Consider the following 24,760-nt stretch of genomic DNA (forward strand, 5'->3'; position numbering starts at 1 on the left):
ATGCTGGAAACAAAAAGTACTAAGGTACAGGAAATTTTAAAGGAGATTCATCGGAAGGTGCAGCAAAAGGCCGGGCGTTTCGAAAAAATTTCGGAGGATATTGTGTTGGAAAATCTGACCTTGCAGGCTCTGTGTGCCAATCTTCATATGTCGCCTGCTGCCTGTGCAGATTTCGTGCAAAATAATTATGACTGCAGCTGCAGTGTTGACGATATGATCAGAATCTATCGCGACTTCAAGATTAACACCGAAGAAAAACGCCTGGAGGTTTTTGAAAATGCTACCGGCGTTGCCATCATGTTGGAAAAAAGCATGAACGGTGACCAGCAGGCTTATGAGCTGTATCGCAGCACCCGGGAAAAATTCATGGAAAAAAAGCCTAAGCATTACTATAAAATTCTGCTGGCTGTAATTTTCCACAATATTAAGCAACTGCAGCAGGAAAAGGACCAGCAGCTGATTACCAGCTTTGGCAATACATTGTGCAAATATCTGCTTTTTGATATAGAAAATGCTATTACTTATGCCTATGGCTTCAATAAGCATCATAGCAGTGCACCAGCCACCAATAATAATGTGAAAAAAGTTCACAGCCCGGAGCAGGAGCGTTTGCTGCAAAAGCTGGCAAGTCTTGAAAGCGCGCTGGAGCAATCCGATATGCTGCTCAGAGACCTGCAAAGTGAATTTGACGAACGCCTGGAGGCTGTTAAGCTGCAGGAAATGACAGAGTTCTTCGGTAAACTCAATTCTGATAAATATGGCTGTATTTTGGACGAGCTGCTGATGCTGCGCAAGGGTATTGATGCCGTGAAAAAGAGTGGTTATGTGCTGCCGCTGGAAATCAATGGTTTGCTGATTATGGTGCGCAAGCTGGTACAATTTTTGCGTGACAGCCACATTAATCCCATGCTGAAGCCTGAATCGCTGCGCATTGTAAAGGCTGGCGATGTTGAATTCTGGAACTACGAGGGAACTCCTTTTACCTGTGCTGAGGAAGAAAAGCAGGTTAAGGTAATTTCTCCTGGTTGGATTTATAGTGAAAAACAGGTACAAATTTCTCGTCCGAAGGTTAAGGAGGTTGTAGATAATGTTGATTAATAATGAAGAACACAATGATTTATGCGTAGGCATTGACCTGGGAACCACCAACTCTGTTTTGGCTACAGTTAATCTTAAGGCTAATGGCGATATCGTCAGCAAGGTAGTAGATCTGCCGCGTGCTGTAGATGTTTACAACAGCGCAGCAGGCAAGGCACGCCTGAACACGCAGAAGAAGCCGCTGCTGCCGTCCTGCGTGTATTACCGTGAGGAACATGGCTATGAGCCGCTGGTAGGCGATTTTGCCAAAAACCAGTATGCGCTGCGCCCGCATCTGGTAGCAAAATCTATTAAAAGCCAGATGGGAAGTGCGCATGCCGAAGGCTTGGCTGATGAGATTATGGACAAAACTCCGGCGCAGGTTTCGGCACGTATCCTGCAGCACATGCTGCGGGAGGCCAGCAAAATTTATCGCACGGAGATTAAGGATGCGGTAATCACCGTACCTGCTAACTTTGACTCCGTAATGTGCCAGGCAACACGCGATGCTGCCGCGTTAGCCGGTATTCAGGTTACCAATAAGGATGGCAGCGAAAGACCAGTGCTGCTTTCTGAGCCGAATGCCGTTATCTATGATTTGATTAACCAGGTACAAAATGGTGAGATTTCCAATCATATTATTGACCTCAACAGCGAAAAGAACGTGCTGGTGTTTGACCTGGGTGGCGGCACCCTGGATATTACGATGCATAAGATTAAACGTCGTGAGGACTGTCCCGACGTTTTAAAGGTAGATGAAATTGCTACCAACAGATACACTCTTTTAGGCGGCGATGACTTTGATCAGGCCATTGCTGATGTAATGTTTGAGCATTACCAAAAACAGTATTCTACTAGTCCTATGGTTGTGCGCAAGCTGCAGCAGGAAAAAAAGGCGATTATGCCTCAGCTGCTGAACTATGCGGAGGAGCTGAAGCTGGAGCTGAGCGAACGCCGTCAGGCAGAAAGCAGCTATGCTGCCGATGACAGTTTTGGCTGGGATGATGAGGAGGATGCCGAAGAATTTTTCGTAGGCGGCAACATGGGCGGCATTGGCTATGCCTATGATGACAGCTTCACTCAGGAGGACGTAGAAAAAATCCTGCAGCCTTTTATGGGCCAAAGCCTGCAATTTGCTGACTATAATAAGATAGACAGCCTGCAGGACACCAAGAATATTATCTATCCTATTCTTGACGTTTTACAAAAAAGTGCTGCCAAGCTGGCCGGTGAGGTAAAGGTAGATGCAGTTATCGTCAATGGCGGCATGAGCAAATTCTATATGGTTATCAACCGTCTGCGCGAATTCTTCGGTTTGGAGCCGATTGTGGCGCTGGACCCTGACCAGGCTGTAGCAAGAGGTGCAGCAGTATATCATTATTACCTGCACAAATATGCGCAACAAATGCAGGAGGATATGCGCATGGTAGGCGCAGACGCGCCTGCCCTGCAGCCCTTGCCCGGCAAGGCTGCAGCTCCGAAGGCTGCTGCCGCAGCCGCACAACAGCGTGCTGCAATTGAATGGGGCAAAAATATTCTCAATGACAGCCTGTATCTTGGTATGCGCGATGGTGCTGTACAAGAGCTTGTTACCGGTGGTACGGATCTGCCGTACCAGTCCGACTATATCAAAGGCTTCCAGCTGCTGCCGGACAAGGCAGAGATTGCCATCCCTATTAAAAGACGTACCTTTGGCGACACTTACCAGACCATCGGCAATGGTCATCTGAAGCTGAAGCATGGTTATAAGGATGGTGCTTACGTTGCGATTCGTGTGCTCATGGGCAGCAACAAGGTGCTGAGCATGGAGATGCTTTTGAGCAGTGACGTGGATATGCACCAGATTCTGGAGCAGAAAACCGCTGAAATCGTTATTGGCGGCGATAATCCTGATGCACCTGCTACTAAGCTGAAATTCAACCCACCTGCCGGTACTAAGCTGAACGTGCATAATGAGCTGCATGGCCTGCAGACCTTGTGTGACCGCAAGTATACTGCCAAGGGAAATGCGCAGAAGGATGTCATCAACAAGCTTAGCCAGCGCACCAGCAGTATTGCTGCTGCCGGTAATAAGGCAGAATTTGCCAGACCGCTGCTGGAGATGCTGTGCTATACCAATAACGATGAGCTGCGCCTGCGTCTTTTCACCATCGCCCGCAAGCATGTTGCTTATTGGACCGAGCAGCAGCGCCAAAGCTTGGCAAGAGAGTGTTTGAACCAGCTGCAGGGTGTACTGCAGGGCTTTCCATACTATGGCCCTAAAATTAATGTTAACATTCAGGCCATCTATACCCTTGGCTGCTGCGGCAGCAAGGAACAGGTTGCCAAAGTGCAGCCACTGGCAGCTGAAAACCGTTATTATACAGCAAGCTTGTACGCATTGGGCAAGAGCCGCGTTGCTGGCAGCTTTGTGCAAGAGGTATTCCAGCGTGATGCTTACTGCGAAAGCAACAAGTGTAACCTGCAGGTTACAGCACATGCCCTGGGCATGGCGCTGCGCCTGGAGGATGGCGGCAGAGCGGCAGGCCTTGATGTGGACCAGGCAGTGAAAGACCTTTGCTTCATTATCAACAACCGCACTGTTCTTGATGTAAACTACAGCAGCGAGATTGTCTGCTGCCTGATTGCCCTGGCCTATGCCTGCGACCAGCGTTTTGGTGGCAATACTGTGTCTGCTGCTTCTATGGAGCTGGCAAGACAGACTTTGGCAAATCTCAACCGCAACTACAGCACGGAGGTTATGATGCGTCTGGCCAAGGCTGCTGGCGTTGCCTACAAAATGCTTGATGGTGAAAGCCTGTCTGAGGATGAAGAAGAGTTCCTGCTGAAGAAGCTGGAAATTTAAAACGGAAATAATAATTAAGTGAAGTTCAAAAGGACTGTCCCTGGCGATGATGTATCGCCTGTGGGGGCGGTCCTTTTTGATTTTATGTGGATGATGGAGATATAGATAAAATAATAAAGTAATTAAAAAAAACAAATCTGTTATTTATAAAACTGAAGATGAAAATTTTACGGTGCCTGTAACTAGTAGAAATATATATTATAAAATGATGACAAAGTTTTCAAACTATAAATATTGATGTTGTTAAAAAATACTTTGCTTATAGAATTTATGATTATCCACATTTCACCATGTCTTGCGGGGGGGTACAGGAGTGCTATAATTTCTAATGGTTATAACGTATAAAAAGTTTATTTTAATATTATTTAGGGAGAAACTTGATATGAAATCATTTAAAAGCCATAAAAAAAGCCTTTTGGCTATGATAGCTATGAGTATTACTTGTGCTTGCGCAAGTAGCGCTTATGCTGATAACAGGCCTGTTCATAGTGCAACTTATGATGATAAGCTTGTCCTTGATATGTCTTGGCAAATGGGATCTAATCAGTTTGAAGGTGCAACAACAAGAGAATTTACCTTCAATAAAGGCCTTACAGTTGACGAAAAAGCTGATTATTTAGAAGCAATTGTTCTTGATGGTCATTTGGTATCTGATCCTCAAGATATTACTATCAATGTTGCGGATAATGCAGAGTTTAATGCTATTGGTGGTAATGGTGGTATAAACATTCATGATTTCAACACACTTCGTATAAATGCTGCGAATGCTGATATCTCTTTAGGAACTTATTCTTCAACCGATATAATTTATGGTGACTATAAGTCTAAGTTCATCATAGATGCTAATAACATAACATTTTACGCTAAAGATGTAACACCTGATGAGTATTCTGTCAATATGGAATTAAACGGTGGAGCTTTAAATATTAAAGCCAATAATCTTACAGCTAATACAGCGTTTTACAACGGAATATATGCTGTCGATGCTGATGCCAAGATTACTATAAAAAATAACTTTGTTATGGATTCTAGTGGTCAAGCAATCTTAGCTCTTGCAGAAGATGAGAAATCTGATGTACAAATAAATGCAGGTAAAATCAATTTAACTAATCAAACAAATGCTAAAGGTGCTGAAGGCTTAGTTGCTTTTAATATTAATGATTCGCTAACTAAAATTCCCAAAATTAATCTGACTGCTTCAGATGGTATTGATCTAAATGGATTCAATATTGGAATAGATACAAATCACGGAAATGCTACATTGAGTTCATCTATCATAAACATAGAAACAGTTGCAGATGACGAACCAGCTGTTGTTATAGCTTCAGCTAATAACAGCAATGTTAATTTACAAGCTATCCAAAAGCTGACTCTGAAAGGTGATAGCGTTATTGATAACGATAATTCCAAAGTTATCATTGGTAATAATTCTAGTACTTTGCAAACAGAGCTCGAGGGCAATATTATCAATAAAAACAATGGTTATATCGCAGCTTTTGTTAACAATGCAGGTTCTAGCTTCACCGGTAACACAACCGATGCACATTGGCAAGATGTAACTACGAGAGATGCCGGCAACAAGGGTATCCATTTAACACTTAATGACGCCAGCGTCTGGAATGATTTTGACTACGATTCCACCATTCAAGTTCTCGATACAAGCAAGGCGAAGGTTGATATGCAGGATGATAAGTTCAAAGGCTTGTTCATCGGCACTTTAAAAGGTGATAAAAGCACTTTTAACATGGACATCGACGCAAGCACTAATACCAACAACAGCGACCGTCTGTACATCGCAGGCACCCACACCGGCAACCATTACATTACGCTCAACAACGTTAATGCAGATGGCAATACTGACGGCGCTGCCGGTACGGTTCTTGTAAGCGTAAAGGACGAACAGGGCAAGTTCTTTGCCAACGATAAGGAAGGCTCCTTGTATTGGAACAAGTACACTTTAGATATGCAAGACAGTGCTACCGACGGTTACACTAAGGATTGGTACTTGAAAAAAGTAGAATTCATCCCCTCCAAACCGACCACCAGCGTAGATGCTGTTGATGCAACCCAAAGACTGGCTTTCGCCAACTGGGTGGAGGACGACAAGTTTATGCAGCGCATGGGCGACCTGCGCTACGAAACCAATAATGAGGAAGGTGTTTGGATGCGTGTCAAAAGTGGCAAATACAGCGGCGATGGCTTCAGCGACCGCCACACCATGTACCAGCTTGGCTATGACGATGTCGTTAAGGAAAACGAAAAGCTGAAGCGGTATCAGGGCGTAGCTTTTTCCTACAATGACGGTAAGAACAGCTTCAACCGTGGCAGTGGCAAGCTGAAAGCCAAATCTATTGGCTTCTACAGCACAGACCTGCACAAAAAAGGTCATTATCTGGACTTAGGGTTTAAGATTTATAATGCAGATAGCGACTTCACTGTGTTTGATACCGAAGGTAAGAAGATTACCGGTGCTTTTGACAACACTGGTATCAGCCTGAGTGCGAAATATGGTCGCAATAAATATATTGACGAGCATTGGTCTATTGAGCCGCAGGCACAGCTTACCTTGGGTTATTTGGGTGGTGCAAGATATACCACCAGCAATGGCATCCACGTAAGCCAAAGCGATCCCAACAGCGTTTTGGGACGTATCGGCTGCAACTTTATGTATGACATGGACGAAAATAACACTGTTTACCTGAAGGCCAACTGGCTGCATCAATTTGCCGGTAATTACGGTGTAACCTTGACTAACGGCAATGACAGCCTGCGTATTGATAACCATGACCATGACACCTGGTTCGAATACGGCTTGGGCTTTGCCTGCATGACTGGCAAGAACAACCACCTTTATGCAGACGTAGAACGTTCTACCGGAGGTAGCCTGCGTAAGAACTGGCAGTGGAATGCCGGTATGTTCTGGACGTTTTAAGCTTGTATAAAGTAGCCGTTATATATACTATTTCAGTTAATCTATAGTGAAGAAAAATACGCAACGGATATTGTGTCCGTTGCGTTTTTTTGCGCAGAAATTACCAAAGATACAACTTTTTTAAAATTTTCTTGTACCCATCTAAACCTTAACTATTAAAGCTCTTCAATTAAATGTAATAAATGTAACGGATTTAAGACTATAAAAAGAATTTTTACATCGATTGTAGCGTGTTCCTGGATAAGAGTTTGACTGGGGGGGGACGCGATGCTATAATTGCTATTAAGAAGATAGGTAATTTATAAAAGTAAGTGTATTCCTACTGAAACTTGTTTTAAAACCTTGTGATAAATATTTTAAAAGTTTTTGTTCGTTACGGCGATTGCTGTAATAGATAAAGCTTCACGGCGTAAGCAGTGAATCTTACTTGGAGTTGTTAGTGTAAAAATTTTTGTGAAAGGTTGGGATTAACGATGAAGAGTAATAAGGCTTTGGCAAGAAAAATTTTGTGCGGTCTTTTGGCGGCAGGTGTTGTTGGTGTGAGCGGCAGTGCGCTGGCGGCGACATATGGCGTTAATGCTGGTGTTGAAGATAATATTAATGCTAATCTCACTTATACAGATGGAAAGATTGATGGTTTTGACTACGGTTTAAATGCGCAAGGTGATTATAAGCAATCCAAGGAATCAAAAATTTCACTGACCACTGACAGTGTGAATATTACTGCCAATCTGACAGGCATTCAGGGACAAAAATGGGCTGTATTAACCATTGGCACTTCTAATACTAGCGATGTTAACATTATTGGAAAGACTAATGGAATTGTGTTAAAGACCGGAAGTAGTGCGGAAATTACAGGCAATAAAGTAAAGATAGCCAACGAAAGCAAAAGCTTATTGATTAAGATTGACAATAGTTATTCTAATGTGAATAGGCCGGCACAGCTGATAGTCAAAGGAAAACAAATCGAGCTTAAGTCTTCAGGAAAGGTTATTGAAGCTAATTCAAATTATAAAAAAGCTGAAAGTCTTCCCAAAGCTAGTGTTACTTTGGGGGATGAGTCCACGGAATTACTTGAGATGACAGGTACAGATGGAATTTATGCTAAAAAGAATTCAGAAATAATCGGGAACGCAAAAGATATTTGCCTAGTTGTCAATTCAAATGCAAAAACATATGGTATGCAAGCAACTGGTGAGGAAGCCAAGGTGCAGCTGACGTCTAAAGATAATTTGCTGATAGATGTTGGTGGTAGCGGAGCAATTGCTGTGTATAGTTCTGCTGCCTCTGCCAAGGTGAACCTGGCCGGGAATGACGTAAAAATTCAGGCGCAAGGAACTGATGCTCCTGTTTACGGAGTCTATTCAGAGACAGGTTCGAATGTATCGATTGCAGGTAATACGGCGGAAATCAGTACTGTCGGCGGAAAAAATGGTTTAAATGGCAAGATCGGCAGCTCTGCAATTTATGCAGACAAGTCTAATATTATAGTTGATGCGAATAAAATAGTAGTTAATACAGATAAAGCGAAGGAGAATGCATATGCCGTTTATGGCAATTGCGGCTCCCACATTACACTTGGCAAAGATGCAAATTCTGAAGTGCATATTTCCAGTAGCAGTGAAGGGAATGCTATGGGTGTCGTTGTAGCAACTGCGTCAACTTCAGCAAGCACGGCAGCAGCCAGTCAGGTTAATATCCAGGGTGCGAAAATCAATGTAGCCGCAGAAGGCGGGCCGAAGGCTCGTGGCTTGTATGCACAGGACCAAAATGAGATTATTGTAGGTAATGCCGGTTCTGATATCCAGATTTCTGCCAAGGGCGAAGATGCTGCTGGCATTATAGCTATTGAGCATGGTTCTGTTGCTCTGAATGGGCAAAATGCGGTAATTTATGTAGATGGCAGCAAGTATTCTACAGGTATTCACGTTCAAAATAACGATATGACGGACGAAACTAATCGTGCCACTGTTAATGTTAATACCGAAAATACCACTATTAATGCTGTTACCGCCCTTTCTGCTATGAGCCATAGCGTACTGAATGTAAACAGTAATTTGGTGACTAACGGTAAGAATGCTATTTTGACACGTGGTAATTCTGATGTAAATATTAATACCGATGGCCAACACACTACGCAACTGAACGGTGATATCGTATTTAACTACGATGGGGACTCCAGTGGTACGGGAATAGATTCCAATGTCAACGTTAACTTAAATGGCGAAGGATCTTCTTGGACTGGCAATACTAAAGCAGAATGGAATAGTGCTAGCGGTAAACCTGATGAAGCCAAACTGACGGTTTCCCACATGAACTTGAATGTAGCAAATGGTGCACAATGGAATCCTACAACTATTAAGAGCCAAAATAATGAAACTAATGGCATGAATAACATTGCTATCAACAATCTTGCGCTGAATAATGGCATTATCAACTTAGAAAGTAGCAATTTAGCTGGCGATGATGCTGTTAATATTGAAAACCTTAAAGGTAATGGCGGTACTATTAATACTGATAGTGTTAGCAATAAGCTTAGCATTGAAAATAAAGCTGCTGATACAAGCCTTACCGTCAACGGCACTAAGGAAGTAACCGATGCAATTGCCAGCGGCAATGCTGATTTGCAGAAATTGGCTGACGTTGTGAAGAGCAATGGCAAGTCTGCTGCTGATAGAGTAACATCTGATGCCAATGATATTATTGGTGGTTATTCCGCTGAGGTTGATAGTAATGGTAAAGTAGTAGCTAACACTGTAAAGACTGTTGAAAACACTACTAACCGCGCCATCAGCGACATGGCAAATATCTCCCTCATGACCTGGCGTCAGGAAAACAACGATATGAACAAGCGCCTGGGCGAGCTGCGCGACAGCAAGGGCGAGCATGGTGCATGGGCAAGAATGGCACGTGGCGAAAGCAAATATGGTGCGCAGAATGTGAAGAACCAATACAATTATTATCAGGTTGGTTATGATGAAAAACTCAGCACTAACCCGAACTGGACCGTGGGCGTTGCGCTGACACGTACAGAAGGCACCAGCACCTTTGCAAGAGGCACTGGTGAAAACAAGCACACAGGTCTGGCAATTTACGGTTCTTATCTGAGCGACAATGGCAGCTTCGTTGATTTGATTGCTAAATATGCACGCATGGATAACGATTATAGCACTATCGGTGCAGGCGTAGGCGATGCAAGCTATGAAACTAATGGCTACAGCCTGAGCGCAGAATATGGCAAACGCTTTACTAAGGATAACGGCTTCTGGATTGAGCCTCAGGTGGAACTCACCTATGGCACTGTTGGCAGCGTAGATTACCTCACCAGCAAGGGTGCAAGAGTGCATCAGGATAGCGTAGACAGCCTTGTTGGTCGTCTTGGCTTCTCCTTAGGCAAGGACATTAAGCAAGGCAATGTATATGTACGTGCTTCCTATCTGTATGACTTCGACGGCGAAACCAAAGCGACTATGAGCGGTGCCGGTGCTACAAGCTTTGAGCAGGATCTTGGCGGCGGCTGGTGGGAAGTTGGCGTAGGCACCAACCTCAACCTGAGCGATGCAACTCATCTGTACTTTGACGTAGAAAAGACCTTTGGCGGTAACGTTGCTACCCCGTGGCAGTGGAATGCAGGTGTTCGTTGGAGCTTCTGATGAGGCTGTGAATTTGTAATTTTATAGTGTGTAATTAAAAAGTCGTGAGCTTTGAGTTTATCATTGCTCACGATTTTTTTTTACGCGCCTAGCATGGGCACATCTCTGAACAAGCGAACCGTCGCTTGCGGAATCGCATAAGCGGTGGTGTGAGAGTAGGGGGGAGGCACCCCCTACTACTAGATTACTTAATTTGTTATGATTTCTACTTTCTTGCCGCTGAAGGCAATACCGTATTTGTAAATAGTTTTTATGTTTTGCTTGCGCAGCTCTGTATCATATTTTTTATCTTCAATTTGTGTTAAGGCTTCTGCTGCTAATTTTTTTAAACCTGCATCCGAAGAGTCAGCTGTTGCTTTTATTTCAATGATTATACCTGGCATATCTATATTTTTAGGTAGGAGCTGAATATCATATCTGCCCTCACCACTTTCACGGTTAGAGCTGATGTAATAGGTGTTAGTGAATAATCCTGTCATACCTAAAAGTAGGCCCTGGTAATAGTTTTCTTTAAGCGTGTCATAGTAGCTGACAGTTTCTAAAAGAAATTTTTTCAGCACGTTTTGCAATGCTGGCCCATTTTTAGTTATGAGATATTGCTGGAGTAAATTAATCGCTGTACTGTCAATTTTGTCTGCTAACAGAGCGACAATCTCCTGACTGTAAACGCTTTTAATTTCTTTATTGGGAATACTGAGCTCACATAGACAGATGCCGTTGGCTCTTGTGGTTTTTATAGATTTCAAATAGCCTGTCATTAACAGAAAGCCAAAAATATTAGTTTGTTGCTCTTTTAGTTTTGGATAGATGATGTTCGTATCAACTATAGATTCTACGGCAGAGCCATTTAACAAAGCCCGAAGATTTTCGCAGGTGCTGTTATCAAGACCGCTGATAATCTCACGGATAGTAGAGTTTTCAGATGTCTGTACCCAATATGGTTCTGCTTCACAAAAATTGTTGAAATATTTAAGAACAGACCAGGGATTGTAAATCTCCGTATTACCGAACCTGTAACCATCATACCATTCTTTGATTTCTGGTATTTTATCAGTCGCTTGATAGTATGCAGCCATAGTATTTACTTCAGTATCGGTGAAGCCAAAAAAATCACTATAGCGTTTATCTAAGAGTGAGTTAACATTTACATTGTTAAGACCGCTAAAAATACTTTCCTTAGCAACGCGTAAAATACCTGTCAAAAAGCCGAAGGAAATGTGCTGATTGTCTTTCAGAACAGAGGAGAGCAGGTCGCGTGTGAATTGTATTGTTGCATCATAAAAACCGTGAATATAACCTGCCTGGATAGGCGTGTCATACTCATCAATAATGATTATAGGTGCTTTGGCATAATGCTCATGCAGCATTTGCGAAAGGCGGAGCAGACTGGTGGCATAATCTGTTTTCGTACCCAGACCGCTGGTAATTTTTTCGTAGAAATCAGGGTTAGATAAATTTTTGCTGTATTTTAGTTCCGAATGACGCATAAATTCATCTTTTATCGTTTCTTTCAGCCTCGCATATAAGTCTGGCCATTTATTTTTATTCGCATCCTTAAAGCTTAAGAAAATAACAGGATACTGTCCTTGATGCTGTGTATATTTTTCGCCTGTCTGCCAAATGTTTTTGTTAATAAAATACTTGCTTGTATCATCTTTGGCTTTTTCAAAAAAGGTACGCAGCATATCCATGTTTAGAGTTTTACCGAAGCGGCGCGGACGGGTGAAAAGTGTAACTTTCGCTTGCTCGTCAAGAATATCCTTTATAAGTAGTGTTTTGTCAACATAGTAGTAATCCTGGCTGACTTTTTTGTAATCTGATGCGCCGATAGGCAAAGGTAATTTATTTTGCATGGAGTACAACCTCCTCTCATTATCACTTTCCTTTATTATAACATTTTTAGATATAATGGTATAGAGAGTATGTTTTAGAAACGCTGCTCGTCAGACGGATTGTTTTTTTGTTGCGGTGCTTATTGCCTGCTGCTATTGTGTGTTGTTTGCTATAAAGCGAAGCGTTCTCTGCGGATGAGGAGGATGCTATGTAATTTTTGCCAAAGAGCTATTCTTTTACCTATACATATCTGAATCTTAACTGTTAAAATCTCTTCAACTAAATGTAACGTATTTAAGAGTTAATGAAAATTTTTACGCCGAATGTAGCGCGTTCATGGATAAGGGTTTGACTGGGGGGGACATAGTGCTATAATTGCTATTAATAAGATAGGTAATTTATAAAAGTAAGTGTATTCCTAATCGCATATATTTTAGAAAAAATATTTATGGATAAAACTTATCTGGAAACAATGAGCCTTATAAAGTGAGTATTTATGAATTGCAATATAAATTGATGCAGGTTTTTGCTAAAGTTAAAATATTTGCAAAAACATCAAGAAAAATGTTTTCTGAAGCTTAAAAAAAGGCAGTTGACGATAATATTAATAAAGAGTAAAATAATCGAGTGCGAAAAAGATACTCGTTGTTCACACTTTCTGTGATGTAAGTGTATAGCAGTTGCGATAATATTATATATTTCAGTCGATAGTGTTTACGTTGACTGATTTCAATCGGGAGTTTTGTGCGAAAAATTACCTGCTATTTCAGTTTACTGTCTGCAGGTACTGCTGCTTCCTTTATGAAGAATATTTCATACCATAAATAAATGTTGCGCGTGAACAATTAAGTATTTATATATGATTAATTCAAGTGGTGTGCTTTTTGGAGAAAATTAAGAGAATGGAGCTGAATGCGATGAACAAAAAGCTGATGGCAGCAGCTGTTATGTGCTCACTGATGAGCACAACGGCATTAGCTGCAAACCCCATACCTACCTTTGATAAGGAGGCTGTAACGACACATCCTTACAACAGAACAGGTCAACAGGAGCAACAGGTGGAAGGCATGCAGGAAGCCGGCGAGGTTTATAAGCCTGGCAATACAGGCACGGAGGCTAATCCGGCGTTTTTTGTTTCCAAGGTTAAACTGACAGGCTTCACGCTGCCTGATAAGAACGGCAAGCTGGCAGCTATCTGCAAAGAGTATGAAGGACGCAGCCTGCAGATGGCAGAGCTGCAGCAGCTCATCAGCAGAATTAATGAATATGCGCGCACCTGCGGCTATACTGTAGCGCAGGCTATTGTGCCGCCGCAGGAGGTAAAGCAGGGCGAGCTGGAAATTGCAGTTTACGTTGCCAAGTACGATGATATTGAGATTATCAGCAATGAATCGGACGTAGCTGACAGAGTGCTGGCCGGTTATATTCATAAGAATCTGCAAAGCGGTGCTTATATCATGGATAAGCCGCTGGAAATGACGATGAACAACATCAACGATTTGCCGGGTGTTGTTGCCAGAGCGATTTTAGCTCCGGGTAGCAAGCCTGGCACCACGAAGGTAAAGGTGCAGGTGCTGCGTCGTCCCGTCTGGAACAACTACGTATTTACTGATAATGCCGGTGGCTACTACAGCGGACGTTATCGCTACGGCTTTAATACCGAAATCAATAACCCCGGTCATCAGGGTGACAAAATCATTTTGAATGGCATGCTCACCAACCATGATACAAAAAACTATGGTGCACGCTATGAAGCACCTGTCGGACGCGACGGCACGCGTTGGGGCATTGGGTGGAGCCAGAGCAGCTACGACCTCAATACCAACAGCTTCTATAATTCTCTCGGTCAGTCGCGTGGCTTCAGCTTCTACGGTCTGACGCCTGTATACCGCGACCGCATGAACCGCGTGACGGCGATTTATGGCTATGATCACCGTAAGATTAAGGATAGACTGCAGTTGAAGGCTGCAGGCTTGGCAGGAATAGAGCTGACCACTGAGAAAATGGCCAATGTTTACCATGCAGGCATCAGCGGCAGCCAGTATCTGCCGAACCGCTTCAGCCAGTACAGCCTGATTTACTGGTATGGTAATTTGAGCGGTGGTGGTAAATCCTTGGAGGGCGACTACCATAAGCTGACAAGTGACCTGTTGCACGTTATTTATGATGGTAAAACGAACTACCGCGTACAGCTCAGTGGCCAAATTGCCAACCGCAACCTGGACGGCAGCGAAATGTTCTACCTGGGCGGTATGAACGGCGTGCGTGCCTACGGTGCCAGCGATGGCAGCGGCGATATTGGCTTTACTGCTACTGCCGAGGTTCGCCGTCAGACGGGCATCAAGGGATTGGAGGCTGCAGCCTTTATTGATACAGGCGCAGTAAAATCGCATAATGCTGCTCTTATCCAGCATCTTTCTGGTTGGGGCGTGGGCCTGCGCTATAATTTGGATAATTCCTGGCATGCTCAATTGGATTATGCCCGCAAAATCAATGCGCAAAGAGATAGGGTTGAACCGCGTGACCATAGCGGCCATATGTGGTTCCAGCTTTACAAAATGTTTTAAGTAATCTTGCCTGGTGCTTTTCCGTGCCTAAGGGAGAAGGTGCGGAAAAGCAGGCTTATAAAATAAATTGATAATTGAATATGCAGCTTAAATGAAGGGAGAAAAAAATGAAACAAAAGGATAGTCTAAATAAACGTTTAAATACGCGTCTGGCCAGCCTTGTAATGCTTTCTGTGCTTTCGGTGCCATGGGTTGCCAGCGCAGCAGGCAACAGCGTTGTTGCCAACAACATGCTTCCCGGTAATGGACACTTAATTGCCGGTACTATTGAAGGTGGTTTTAAAGCACAGGGCAACCAGATGAATTTGCACCAGACGACGCAAAATGCCATTGTCACCTGGGACAGCTTTTCTATCGGTGCCAATGCTACCGTAACTATCCGTGGTGACCACGATAACTTTAATATGCTGAACTATGTTACCGGCAGCGAAAGCTCGCAGATTTACGGCAAGCTGAATTCCTATGTCGGTGATAAGCAGGGCGGCAATATCTATCTTGTTAACCCCAACGGCGTGCAGATTGGCAACAGTGCGGAAATTAATGTCGGTAGCCTGCATATTGCCAACAAAAAAATAGATAATATCAACACCTGGAACGAAAATACTGATATCGCCAAGGCGCTGAAGCAGAACAAGGCGATGACCAACGCCGAGCTGATGAGCCTGGGCTATATCAACGCCAATAAGCTGGTCTTTGAGGGCGAACGTGTAGTTATTGATATGGACCGCCTCAGCGGACTTGATACCACCAAGACTGATGCCTTGACTATTGTCAGTCAGCCTTATGATGGCAAGAGTTTTAACGATAACCGCAAATATGATGTTGTACTTGGCAGCAGTACGCCGAAAAATGCCCAAGAATGGGGCAAATATATTGAGTTTGCTGATAATGGTACCGGAGATAGATGGCAAGGCACGGTTCAAGCCGGCAATCCTGATGCACCGAACCAGTCCGTTACGGAATTTTTTACCTACCGTTGGATTAAGGACGGCAAGGAATTAGAAAAAATAGGCCAAGAGACAGGTTGGGGCATGGGGGACCATTATGCCCTGCGCTATTCCATTGACCTGACGGGCAGTAACCAGACTCCTATTGGCACTACGAAGGAAAATGCCTTCAAGGGCAAGTTTGATGGTCTTGATAATTCTATCTTTGGCCTGAGCATAAATAACAGTGATAATAAATACGCTGCCACAGGCCTTTTTGGCTTTACTGACGGCGCCATCATGGGCAATGTAACGCTGATTGCCGGTAATGACGGCGTATCTATACTGGGCGGCGATAATACCGGTGCCTTTATCGGTCATGCGGTGAACACCACGGTCAAGGGCGTCAACAGTACGCTGAAGGTCAGCGGTAAAAACAATGTCGGTGGTATCATCGGTTATGCTGAGGGTAATCGTAAGCTTAACTATAATTTTGCTGATGCTGCTGGTTCTGTTCAACCGGACAGCCGCAGCAGCGAGCTGTCGAACCTGACTAATACCGGTAATGTCAGCGGTGTTACCAACGTTGGCGGCTTGGTTGGCTATATGAACGGCGGCAAGCTGTCCAATGATGAGGAAAACCGTGTCCAGTACAAGGGCTCCTATAACATTGGTAAAATTACCGGTATAGATAATGGCTCCGACTATTCGTATAATATCGGCGGCATGATTGGTAAAGCAGAAAATGCGACTGTTGGTGGCACGAAGAATACGCTGATTAACTATAATACTGTTGAGGGTGGCTATAATGTTGGCGGTATCGTCGGCAGTATTTCCAATAATACTACCGTTGCTAATGCTTCTAACGAAGGCGTTGTCAAAGCTAACGGCTTTACTACTGACTATTATATTTATCATACTGATTATACTGGCAATAGTTGGCAGAATAATAATGGAGCCCTTCCCGGCACTCATAAGGCTGAGGTACGTGCAGCCAACGTCGGCGGCATTGTGGGCAGCAGTGCTGGCAGCGAGCTGAAGGATGTAACCAACAAAGCGGATGTAAGCTCCGCGTTGGTAAAGAAAACTGCTAATAACAATAATGATCCTCGCGGCTTCGACCATTATGCAGCAGGCAACGTCGGCGGTATTGTCGGCCGTGCTGAAGACAGCAATATCACCAATGCCAATAACGTAGAAAGCAATATCCGCGGTGCTATGAACGTAGGCGGTATTGCCGGCTATTTTGGTTCCACAGATGCAACCAATAAAAATAAAAAGGATTACCGCATTCTGAACGCTATTAACAACGGCGGCGATATTTTGGCTACAGGCGGCATCAAAAAGGATGGTAGCTTTACGCAAGAAATCACCCATAAGGAAACTTATATTACTGGTAATATTGGCGGCATAGCAGGCTATCTGTACGGTGTGCCGGTGCGTATTGAAGCCGGCGGCAACCGTGGCGATGTGCATACTGCGGCAGATACGTCGAAGCGGACGTCACAGGCTGTCAATGTTGGCGGCATCGTCGGTAAAATTGACATGCCGAAGAAAACGGATAGCGATGGGAACCGTCTGACTGATGATAAGCGACTGGAAATCATCAAGGGTAAAGCTACTGATGATGCCGGTAAAAGCGGTTATGCCAGCGCGGCAGTTTCCAGCAGCTATAATACAGGTAATGTTACGGGTTATGCCAACATCGGCGGCATTGGCGGCTTTGCCTACAATGGCAGTATTGCTGCCTCCTATAATGTAGGCGATATTAAGACAACACGCCATGATGCGGCAGCAAACAGTGTTACACCAATTAATATGGGCGGCATCCTAGGTGAAAGTACTGAAATGGCTATTGGACGTGTTATCATTTACGATACCTATAACAAGGGTACGATTGGCGACAGCAGCTACAGTACTTTTGGACGCCATGTCGGCGGCATTGTCGGACGCTTGAGCGGCATTGTTGAAAAAAGCTATAACAATGGCGATATTTACAATGGCTTCAATGTTGTCGGCGGCATTGCCGGTTATTGGTACAGTGGTTATCTGAAAAATGTCTTCAATACCGGTAATATTACGGTATATAACAAGAATTATGCGCCTAGCCAGGTAGGTGGTATTGTTGGTTCTGTAGACCTGAGCGGCGGCAATCTGAGCAGCGGTTCTAATGCTGCTTTAAGTATTAGCAATGCTTATAACCTTGGCTCTTTACGTTCCTTTAAGGGTGATGTGAAGTACAACGAAGTTGGCGGTATTTTGGGTGGTACTTTTAATTACAGTGGCACTAGCAACAGGTTGAAGATAAGTAACGCCTACACCATGGGTAATATTTATGTTGACGACGGTGGGTTTGTAGGGGATATAGTAGGTGCATTTGATCGTGGCACGAATAGTACTTTTGTTGATTTTGAAAATGTTTATTACATCCGTCCGCAAGAGAATAATGGTTATATTGATTTAACATCAGCTCCTTCCGGTCTACACCTGCTAAAAAAAGCTACGATCATTGACTATGATAAGTTAACAGATAAGAGCAAGTGGAGTAACTTTAGATTTTCCACACAGACGGATGGCAAAATAGAAGGAGCAAATGATGATAACTGGCGTATGAGCAATGATGCCAGCCTGCCGATGCTGAACGCCTTCCTGTCAGGCTCGCATAATTACTTCAGCGATGGCAACAACTGGCAGGCGTTTATGAAGGATAATGACGGTGCCAGTGTGCAGTATGGCACGGCCTATGATCCGCTGCTGACGATTATCAACACCAAAAAGGATTTAAGCTTCAACTGGAGCGATATGGACCTGAAGAACAATGGCTCCCTGGCAGTTTTTGGCTTGCTTGATAAAGGAACAAATCTTAACTATACACCTGGTCTGACTCTGAACAATGTAGAAATTACCAACAGCACGCATATTTTTGGCGGCACAATTTACAGCGATGGCGTGCTGAAGCTCAACGCCAAGGATAACCTGCAGGGTGGCTTGCGCTTTGGTATGGACAGCAAGCTTTATGGCAGTGATGTTGTGTTAAGTACCAACAGCTCCTTGGAGCTGAGCGGCAGCGTTATATCTACCGGTAACCATAATGCGCTTTCCCATTTTAATCCGGATAAATCGCTTCAGCATGGCATTAACATCAACGCCGCTGATTTAACTGTCTATGGCAAGCTGATTACCAAGGGCAAAGAGGGAGAAAGAACCGATGTTATTGTTCCTGGTATTAACTATGGCTATGGTGATTCCCAGGCACCTGATAAGAATAATGTGTCAGACAAAACTAAGGCAATGACCTCTCAGGGCATGGCGCATGCTTATCGGTTGAAGACTGCAACTGCCAAAACCGGTAACATCACCATCAGCACCATGGAAAAAACACTGGCTGATGGCACGCACATGAGCGGTAGCGCCAACCTGCTTTATGGTAACTATAAAAAGGGCAAGATTGAAACCAAGGGCAACCTGACTGTCAGCAGCAGTGGCAATATTTTGGTTGACAGCGACCTTAAAATCGCAGGCAGCATTAATCTGAGCGGTGCTGAGGTTCCTGATGGCTCCGGCGATGTTTATGTCAACGATATTACTTTGGACCTTTCCAATATCGGCGGTGAGCTGAAGGGAAATGACAAGGTGAAGGCTTTGCATGATTTTATTGGCGCACATAGTACAGCAGAAACTGGCATTTATGGTAACAACAACAGTGAGCTGACAGATGGCAAGCGACCAATGAAAATCACCTTCGATATTTGGGATGATAATTATACTGTTGACGACATCAAGGGAAATCTGAATTATGCAAAGTATGACCTGCCAACTACCACGTTGATAGATAAGCTGAAAAGCCTGTATGTGGAATCAGCCGGTACTACTTATAAAGGAGACAATATCCGCAATATTATTTATGCCTGGATAAGCAACGCCGAGGAGCTGAATTCCCTGCAGCGTGTGGCTGAAAACCTAAAGGATAGAAATGCTTTAAGCTATAATTTTATCCTGAAAAATGATATCGATGCCAGCGGCCTGGTGGATGCAGATGGCAAGAGCACCTATAACACTATCGGCAGAGGCAATACAGCTTTTACAGGCACGTTTGATGGTGATGGTCACACAATTGTCGGCTTGCAGGCTAAAGGCGGTATTTTTGGCAAGCTGGGCAGTGGCGCGGTAGTTAAAAACATCAACATCGCTTCTTCCGTATTCACCGGTAATAATATTGGTGACAGTGTTGGTGCTGTAGCAGCAGAAAATAACGGCGGCAGCATCAGCGGCATTTCCGGCTATGGTAATACCATAAAAGGCAGCGGCGGTTATATCGGTGGCCTTGTAGGCAAAAACTACGGCGGCATCAGCAACAGCAATGACCAGAGCACCGTTATCGCCGGTGCAGGTACTGTAGCAGGCGGTATTGCGGGCGTTAATGGTACAAATGCAGATAAGGGTGGCACAATCGACAACGTCCAAAGCAACAGTGCTGTGACTACTGGTGTCCTAGATGAAAATAAATATGCATCTAATCTGGGCGGTATCGTGGGCAAGAATGAGATGGTGTCGGATAAATACAATATTAACAATGTTTCTGCTCATGGTGTTACCGGCAAAACCGGCAACACAAAAACATCCGGTGGTATTGTTGGTACAAATGAAGGCAGAATCAGTAATGCTTATAATGAAAGTATTATCCATGGTTCAGAAAATATCGGCGGTGTTGCGGGCAAAAATGTAACGCAGGCGTCAAATTCCAAGCTGGCGGAGCTGAACGATGTTGCCAACGCTGTAGAGATTATTGGTGACGCAGGCAGCCAAAATGTCGGTGGTCTGGTAGGTATGCAGGACCATGCTACTACAAACCAGGGACGCAATACTGGCGCAATCACCGGCTGCACCAATGTCGGCGGCATGGTAGGCTATAATAAAGCAGACTCCTACCTCAAAAACCTGGAAAATTCTCCGCAGGCTACAATTACCGGTATTACTAATGTCGGCGGTATTGCCGGTGTCAACGAGGGCGAAATTTCCGCAGATAACCAGCTGAACCTGGTGAATAGCGGTAAAATCTACGGCTGGAAAAACGTCGGCGGCATTGCCGGCAAAAACAGCGGTAAAATTGATAATGTCAACTCCAATATCAACCTGTATGTGATTGATGAAGCGACCAGAACTGCTTTAAAGGGCAATGCGGCAATTACAGCTAATGCCCAGTTCTTTGGCGGCGTTACCGGTGAAAACGTGGGCATCATTACCAATGCGACCAACAGGGCCAGAGTGGACGCTGCGCAGGCTTCCTATGTAGGCGGTATTGTCGGCAGAAACACAAGCGAAGGCAACAAGGTAGGCCAGCTCCTGGGTATGGGCAACAGCAACGAAGGCTTTGTTATCGGCAAGAACTATGTCGGCGGCGTTATCGGCAAAAATGAAGTGGCCATTACCGGTACTACCGAACAAAGCGTAGGTATTGTCAACTCCGGTACCGTTATTGCTTTGGCTGGTGGTGCTGGCGGCATCATTGGTGAAAACAGTGCGGATATTACCCATGTCATCATGAAAAATGAGGGCGAAGTGCATGGCAATGCTTCTATTGAAGGAAGTACGGAAGAAAACGGCACCGGCGCTATTATCGGCGTAAATGGCTATAAGGCAGATGGCACTGGCGCGAATATCAGCAATTCCTCCCTGATGAACAGAGTAAATGGTAATGTCAGCGGTGTAGCAAATGTCGGTGGCATCATTGGTATTAACCATGGTGTTATCACTGGTGGTCGCGATGATAAGAACAATTATTATAAGTATCAGATTTACAATAATGGTACGATTCAGGCAGGCTCCTATAATGCAACAAACGGTACTATTACAGCGTTTGCAGGAGAAAACATCGGCGGTCTGCTTGGCAATAACAGAGGCACGCTGACGGCAGGCTATAACACCGGTGTGGTCAAGGCAGAGCAAAGCAGCAACGTCGGCGGCATTGCCGGTACTAACAGCGGCACGCTGGACCAGGTGTTCAACAGCGTAGTAACAGTAACCAAGACCGAAACAGGCGCAACTGATGCTAATGGCAGAAAGCTTTATAATTATACTTATACCGATGGCGGTGCAATCAGCGGCGCTAGCAATGTCGGCGGTATCGTTGGCAGTAATACGGCTGAAGGCCAACTGAGCAACGCTTATAGCACTACTGCGGTAGCAGGCAATAGCAATGTGGCAAACATTGTGGGCAGCAATGCAGGCCAGGTAAGCAATATTTATGGCTATGCAGCAAATCGCAACACCAACGTAACAAACGTAAATGGTGGCACTGTCAGAAATAGCTATATCATTAAGGAAGACGGAACACTGCAAAACGGTAACGATGCCAAGAAGCTGGACAGCTATGATTTTGATGATAAGGATACAACCTGGAAGCTTTATGATAAACGCACTAACCCGCTGCTGAAGGTGTTCCTGACTAAGGTTACGGTAGATGGCGACCTGCAGAACGGTTGGGTTTATGATGCGACAAATCATCTTGATATCCACGGCTGGATTGAAAACGGCAAGCTGACTACAAATGATCCGGACAACGATGCCTTTGCAGCTTATAAGAACAACAACAGCCTGCTGCAGGGCGAAGCTCTGAAGAACGTTGGCACCTACAGCAGCTGGCTGTGGTCCGGGCAGATTGCCAGCGGCGGCGACGTAGGTCCCAACAATTTGGGCTATGACTTTACCGTGGGTGATATTACTGTTACCAAAAAGGTGCTGAATGTTACCGGTAATACTGTTAACAGAACGTATGGCGATTTGCTGAAAAACCATGACTATGCATTGAGCATTAATGGATTTGACGGCTTCAACGACGCTATGAAGGCAGAGCTGGATGGCAAGGTGACTATCACTGATTCGCAGGATACAATCCAAAACAGCCAGGATGAAGGTATTATTATTACTGCTGGGAATGAAAAGCGTACTAAGAATAAGGGAACCTATGAGTGGCAGGCAGGCGTTAAGCTTGATGACAGCCTTACAGGCAATTATGAATTCATAAATGATGGCGTAAGCAATACAACAACGACAGTTCATGGCGTATCTAATGTTTTGGCGCGCAAGGTTTCCCTGAACGATATTAATGCTAATCTGACCTACGGTAGCAGTGATGCTATTAATAACCATATCAATGGCGTGGTAAGCATTAAGGATTTGGCAAATGCTATTGTTTATGGTGATGATGTCAAGCTGGCTGACGGTGCCGTCGTTAATGTGAAGGATGGCAGCAGCTATGCGACTAATAAGGGAGAGCGTAATACTGCGGATGCTGGCACATATGATAACAGCTTGAAGATTGATAATGCAGTGCTTACCGGCGATGTAGATAAGTTGGGCAACTATGAGCTTGTTAATGACGCTACAGGCAGCATTACAGTTGACCAGGCAGAAATGCACGTTCAGCTGAAAGATGTTGAGCGCACCTATGGTAATACAGCGTTGATTAATGGCACAGCATATGGCGTTAACGGATTGACTGGTAATGTCAACGGCGATAATTATGGTGTCGGCAATGTAACTATAGGCGCTGTTACCGGCGATGGCGCGTTGACTGGCACAAGCACTGGCAAGGTAACCAATGATGCTGATACTTATAAGTGGAATGCCGATGTAGCTGCAGTGAACGATAAGCTTAAGCAAAACTACAAGCTGGTTGTTGATGGTGGTGCTTCTGTGGTTAAGCAGGCAACCTTGCAGGTAAGCTTGAACGATGTTGTACGCACCTATGGTAATGCAACGATTACTAGCGGCGGTTACAGCGCAAGTAATATCACTGGTCTGGTAAACGGCGACAGCTATGACGCAAGCGCAATCACAGTAAACAAAACTAGTGACGGCGCAATTGCTGGCGTAAGCGGCAGCAAGGTAACGAACGATGCTGGCGGTTATACCTGGAGCGGTGATTTAACAACAGACAATGCAGCACTGAAGAATAACTATAAGCTGGAATTGAAAGAAGATGGCAAGTCTGTTGTAGGCAAGGCAAAGCTGAATGTTGGCCTGAGTGACGTATACCGCACCTATGGCAATGCAAAGATTACCAGTGGCAGTTACAGCGCAGGCAACATCACCGGTCTGGTAAACGGCGATAACTATGATGCCAGTGACTTTAAGGTAAAAGTTAATAGTGATGGCGCAATTGCTGGCGTAACAGGCGACAGGGTAACGAATGACCATGGCGACTATACCTGGAGTGGTACTGTAGAAGTTGCAAATGCAGGCTTGAATAAGAACTACGATTTGGTAGTGAATGCAAATGGTAAGTCGTATGTAGACAAGGCAACATTGAACGTAAGCCTGAACGACGTAGTACGTACCTATGGCGATACCAGCTTCACTGATGGCACAAGCTATGGTATCAAGAATCATGACGCACTTGTCAACGGTGATAAAGGTACTGTAAGCCTCAACAAAGATGCAATCACTGATGGTGGTCTTGTAGACAACAATAGCAAGACCAACAACAAAGGCGATTACAAGTGGAACGTAGTAGAAAACGGCATTGTTGCTGATGGTGTAACAAACTTCGCCAAGAACTACGATATCCAAGTAACCGCAGGCAATTCGAAGGTAAATGCGAAGAAGATTTACCTGAACAACATCAACGCCAGCACGACCTACGGCAGCAAGGAAGGTCTGAAAGCAGATGGCAATGTAAGCCTGCAGGATAACAGCATCGTCTACGGCGATAAAGTAAGCCTGAAGGACGGTGCAAGCGTAAGCTACAAAGCTGACGGAGAGTATGCAGCCAACAAGGGCGACCGCGACACTGCGGACGCCGGAACCTATAAGGCGGACGTGGCTGTAACAGGAGCAGAGCTGTTAGGCAATGAGCTTGGCAACTACGAGCTGGTAAATAACGCTACAGGTGTTATCACGGTCAAGAAAGCAACACTGAACGTAAG

The 24,760-nt window shown here is 44.5% G+C and carries 7 protein-coding genes; 6 read left to right on the forward strand and 1 reads right to left on the reverse strand.

Annotation, left to right across the window (positions count from 1 at the left end; translation table 11 throughout):
* The 4 genes from BN587_RS10380 (at position 1) to BN587_RS10395 (ending at position 10,507) form a co-directional block, all read left to right on the forward strand.
* Positions 1–1,098 (forward strand): hypothetical protein, encoded by a 1,098-nt coding sequence (locus BN587_RS10380; RefSeq protein WP_021721071.1) that lies wholly within the window; start codon positions 1–3, stop codon positions 1,096–1,098.
* Positions 1,088–3,922 (forward strand): Hsp70 family protein, encoded by a 2,835-nt coding sequence (locus BN587_RS10385; RefSeq protein ID WP_021721072.1) that lies wholly within the window; start codon positions 1,088–1,090, stop codon positions 3,920–3,922. The genes BN587_RS10380 and BN587_RS10385 overlap by 11 nt, the downstream gene beginning before the upstream one ends.
* Positions 3,923–4,304: 382 nt before the next feature.
* A complete protein-coding gene (locus BN587_RS10390) occupies positions 4,305–6,854 on the forward strand; it encodes an autotransporter family protein (protein WP_021721073.1) in 2,550 nt (849 codons plus the stop codon).
* A gap of 473 nt (positions 6,855–7,327) precedes the next feature.
* Positions 7,328–10,507 (forward strand): autotransporter outer membrane beta-barrel domain-containing protein, encoded by a 3,180-nt coding sequence (locus BN587_RS10395; protein ID WP_021721074.1) that lies wholly within the window; start codon positions 7,328–7,330, stop codon positions 10,505–10,507.
* Between the two features lie 188 nt (positions 10,508–10,695).
* On the opposite strand, the gene BN587_RS10400 is transcribed toward BN587_RS10395, so the two are convergent.
* On the reverse strand, positions 10,696–12,360 hold the full coding sequence (locus tag BN587_RS10400) for an AAA family ATPase (protein WP_021721075.1): 1,665 nt from the start codon (positions 12,358–12,360) through the stop codon (positions 10,696–10,698).
* Between the two features lie 864 nt (positions 12,361–13,224).
* Here BN587_RS10400 and BN587_RS10405 point away from each other — a divergent pair.
* Positions 13,225–14,907: a ShlB/FhaC/HecB family hemolysin secretion/activation protein gene (locus tag BN587_RS10405; RefSeq protein ID WP_303684972.1), complete on the forward strand. Its 1,683-nt coding sequence runs from the start codon at positions 13,225–13,227 to the stop codon at positions 14,905–14,907.
* Positions 14,908–15,014: 107 nt separating this feature from the next.
* Positions 15,015–24,760: filamentous hemagglutinin N-terminal domain-containing protein (locus tag BN587_RS10410; protein ID WP_044484871.1), on the forward strand; the 9,746-nt coding region annotated here is incomplete at its 3' end.

Source organism: Phascolarctobacterium succinatutens CAG:287 (assembly GCF_000434895.1).
In the GTDB taxonomy this organism is placed as follows: Bacteria; Bacillota; Negativicutes; order Acidaminococcales; family Acidaminococcaceae; genus Phascolarctobacterium_A; species Phascolarctobacterium_A succinatutens_A.

Bases quoted from the DNA above. Each gene is read 5' to 3' on its own strand.
- BN587_RS10380 (WP_021721071.1), top strand. From the start codon at position 1: ATGCTGGAAACAAAAAGTACTAAGGTACAGGAAATTTTAAAGGAGATT.
- BN587_RS10385 (WP_021721072.1), top strand. From the start codon at position 1,088: ATGTTGATTAATAATGAAGAACACAATGATTTATGCGTAGGCATTGAC.
- BN587_RS10390 (WP_021721073.1), top strand. From the start codon at position 4,305: ATGAAATCATTTAAAAGCCATAAAAAAAGCCTTTTGGCTATGATAGCT.
- BN587_RS10395 (WP_021721074.1), top strand. From the start codon at position 7,328: ATGAAGAGTAATAAGGCTTTGGCAAGAAAAATTTTGTGCGGTCTTTTG.
- BN587_RS10400 (WP_021721075.1), bottom strand. From the start codon at position 12,360: ATGCAAAATAAATTACCTTTGCCTATCGGCGCATCAGATTACAAAAAA.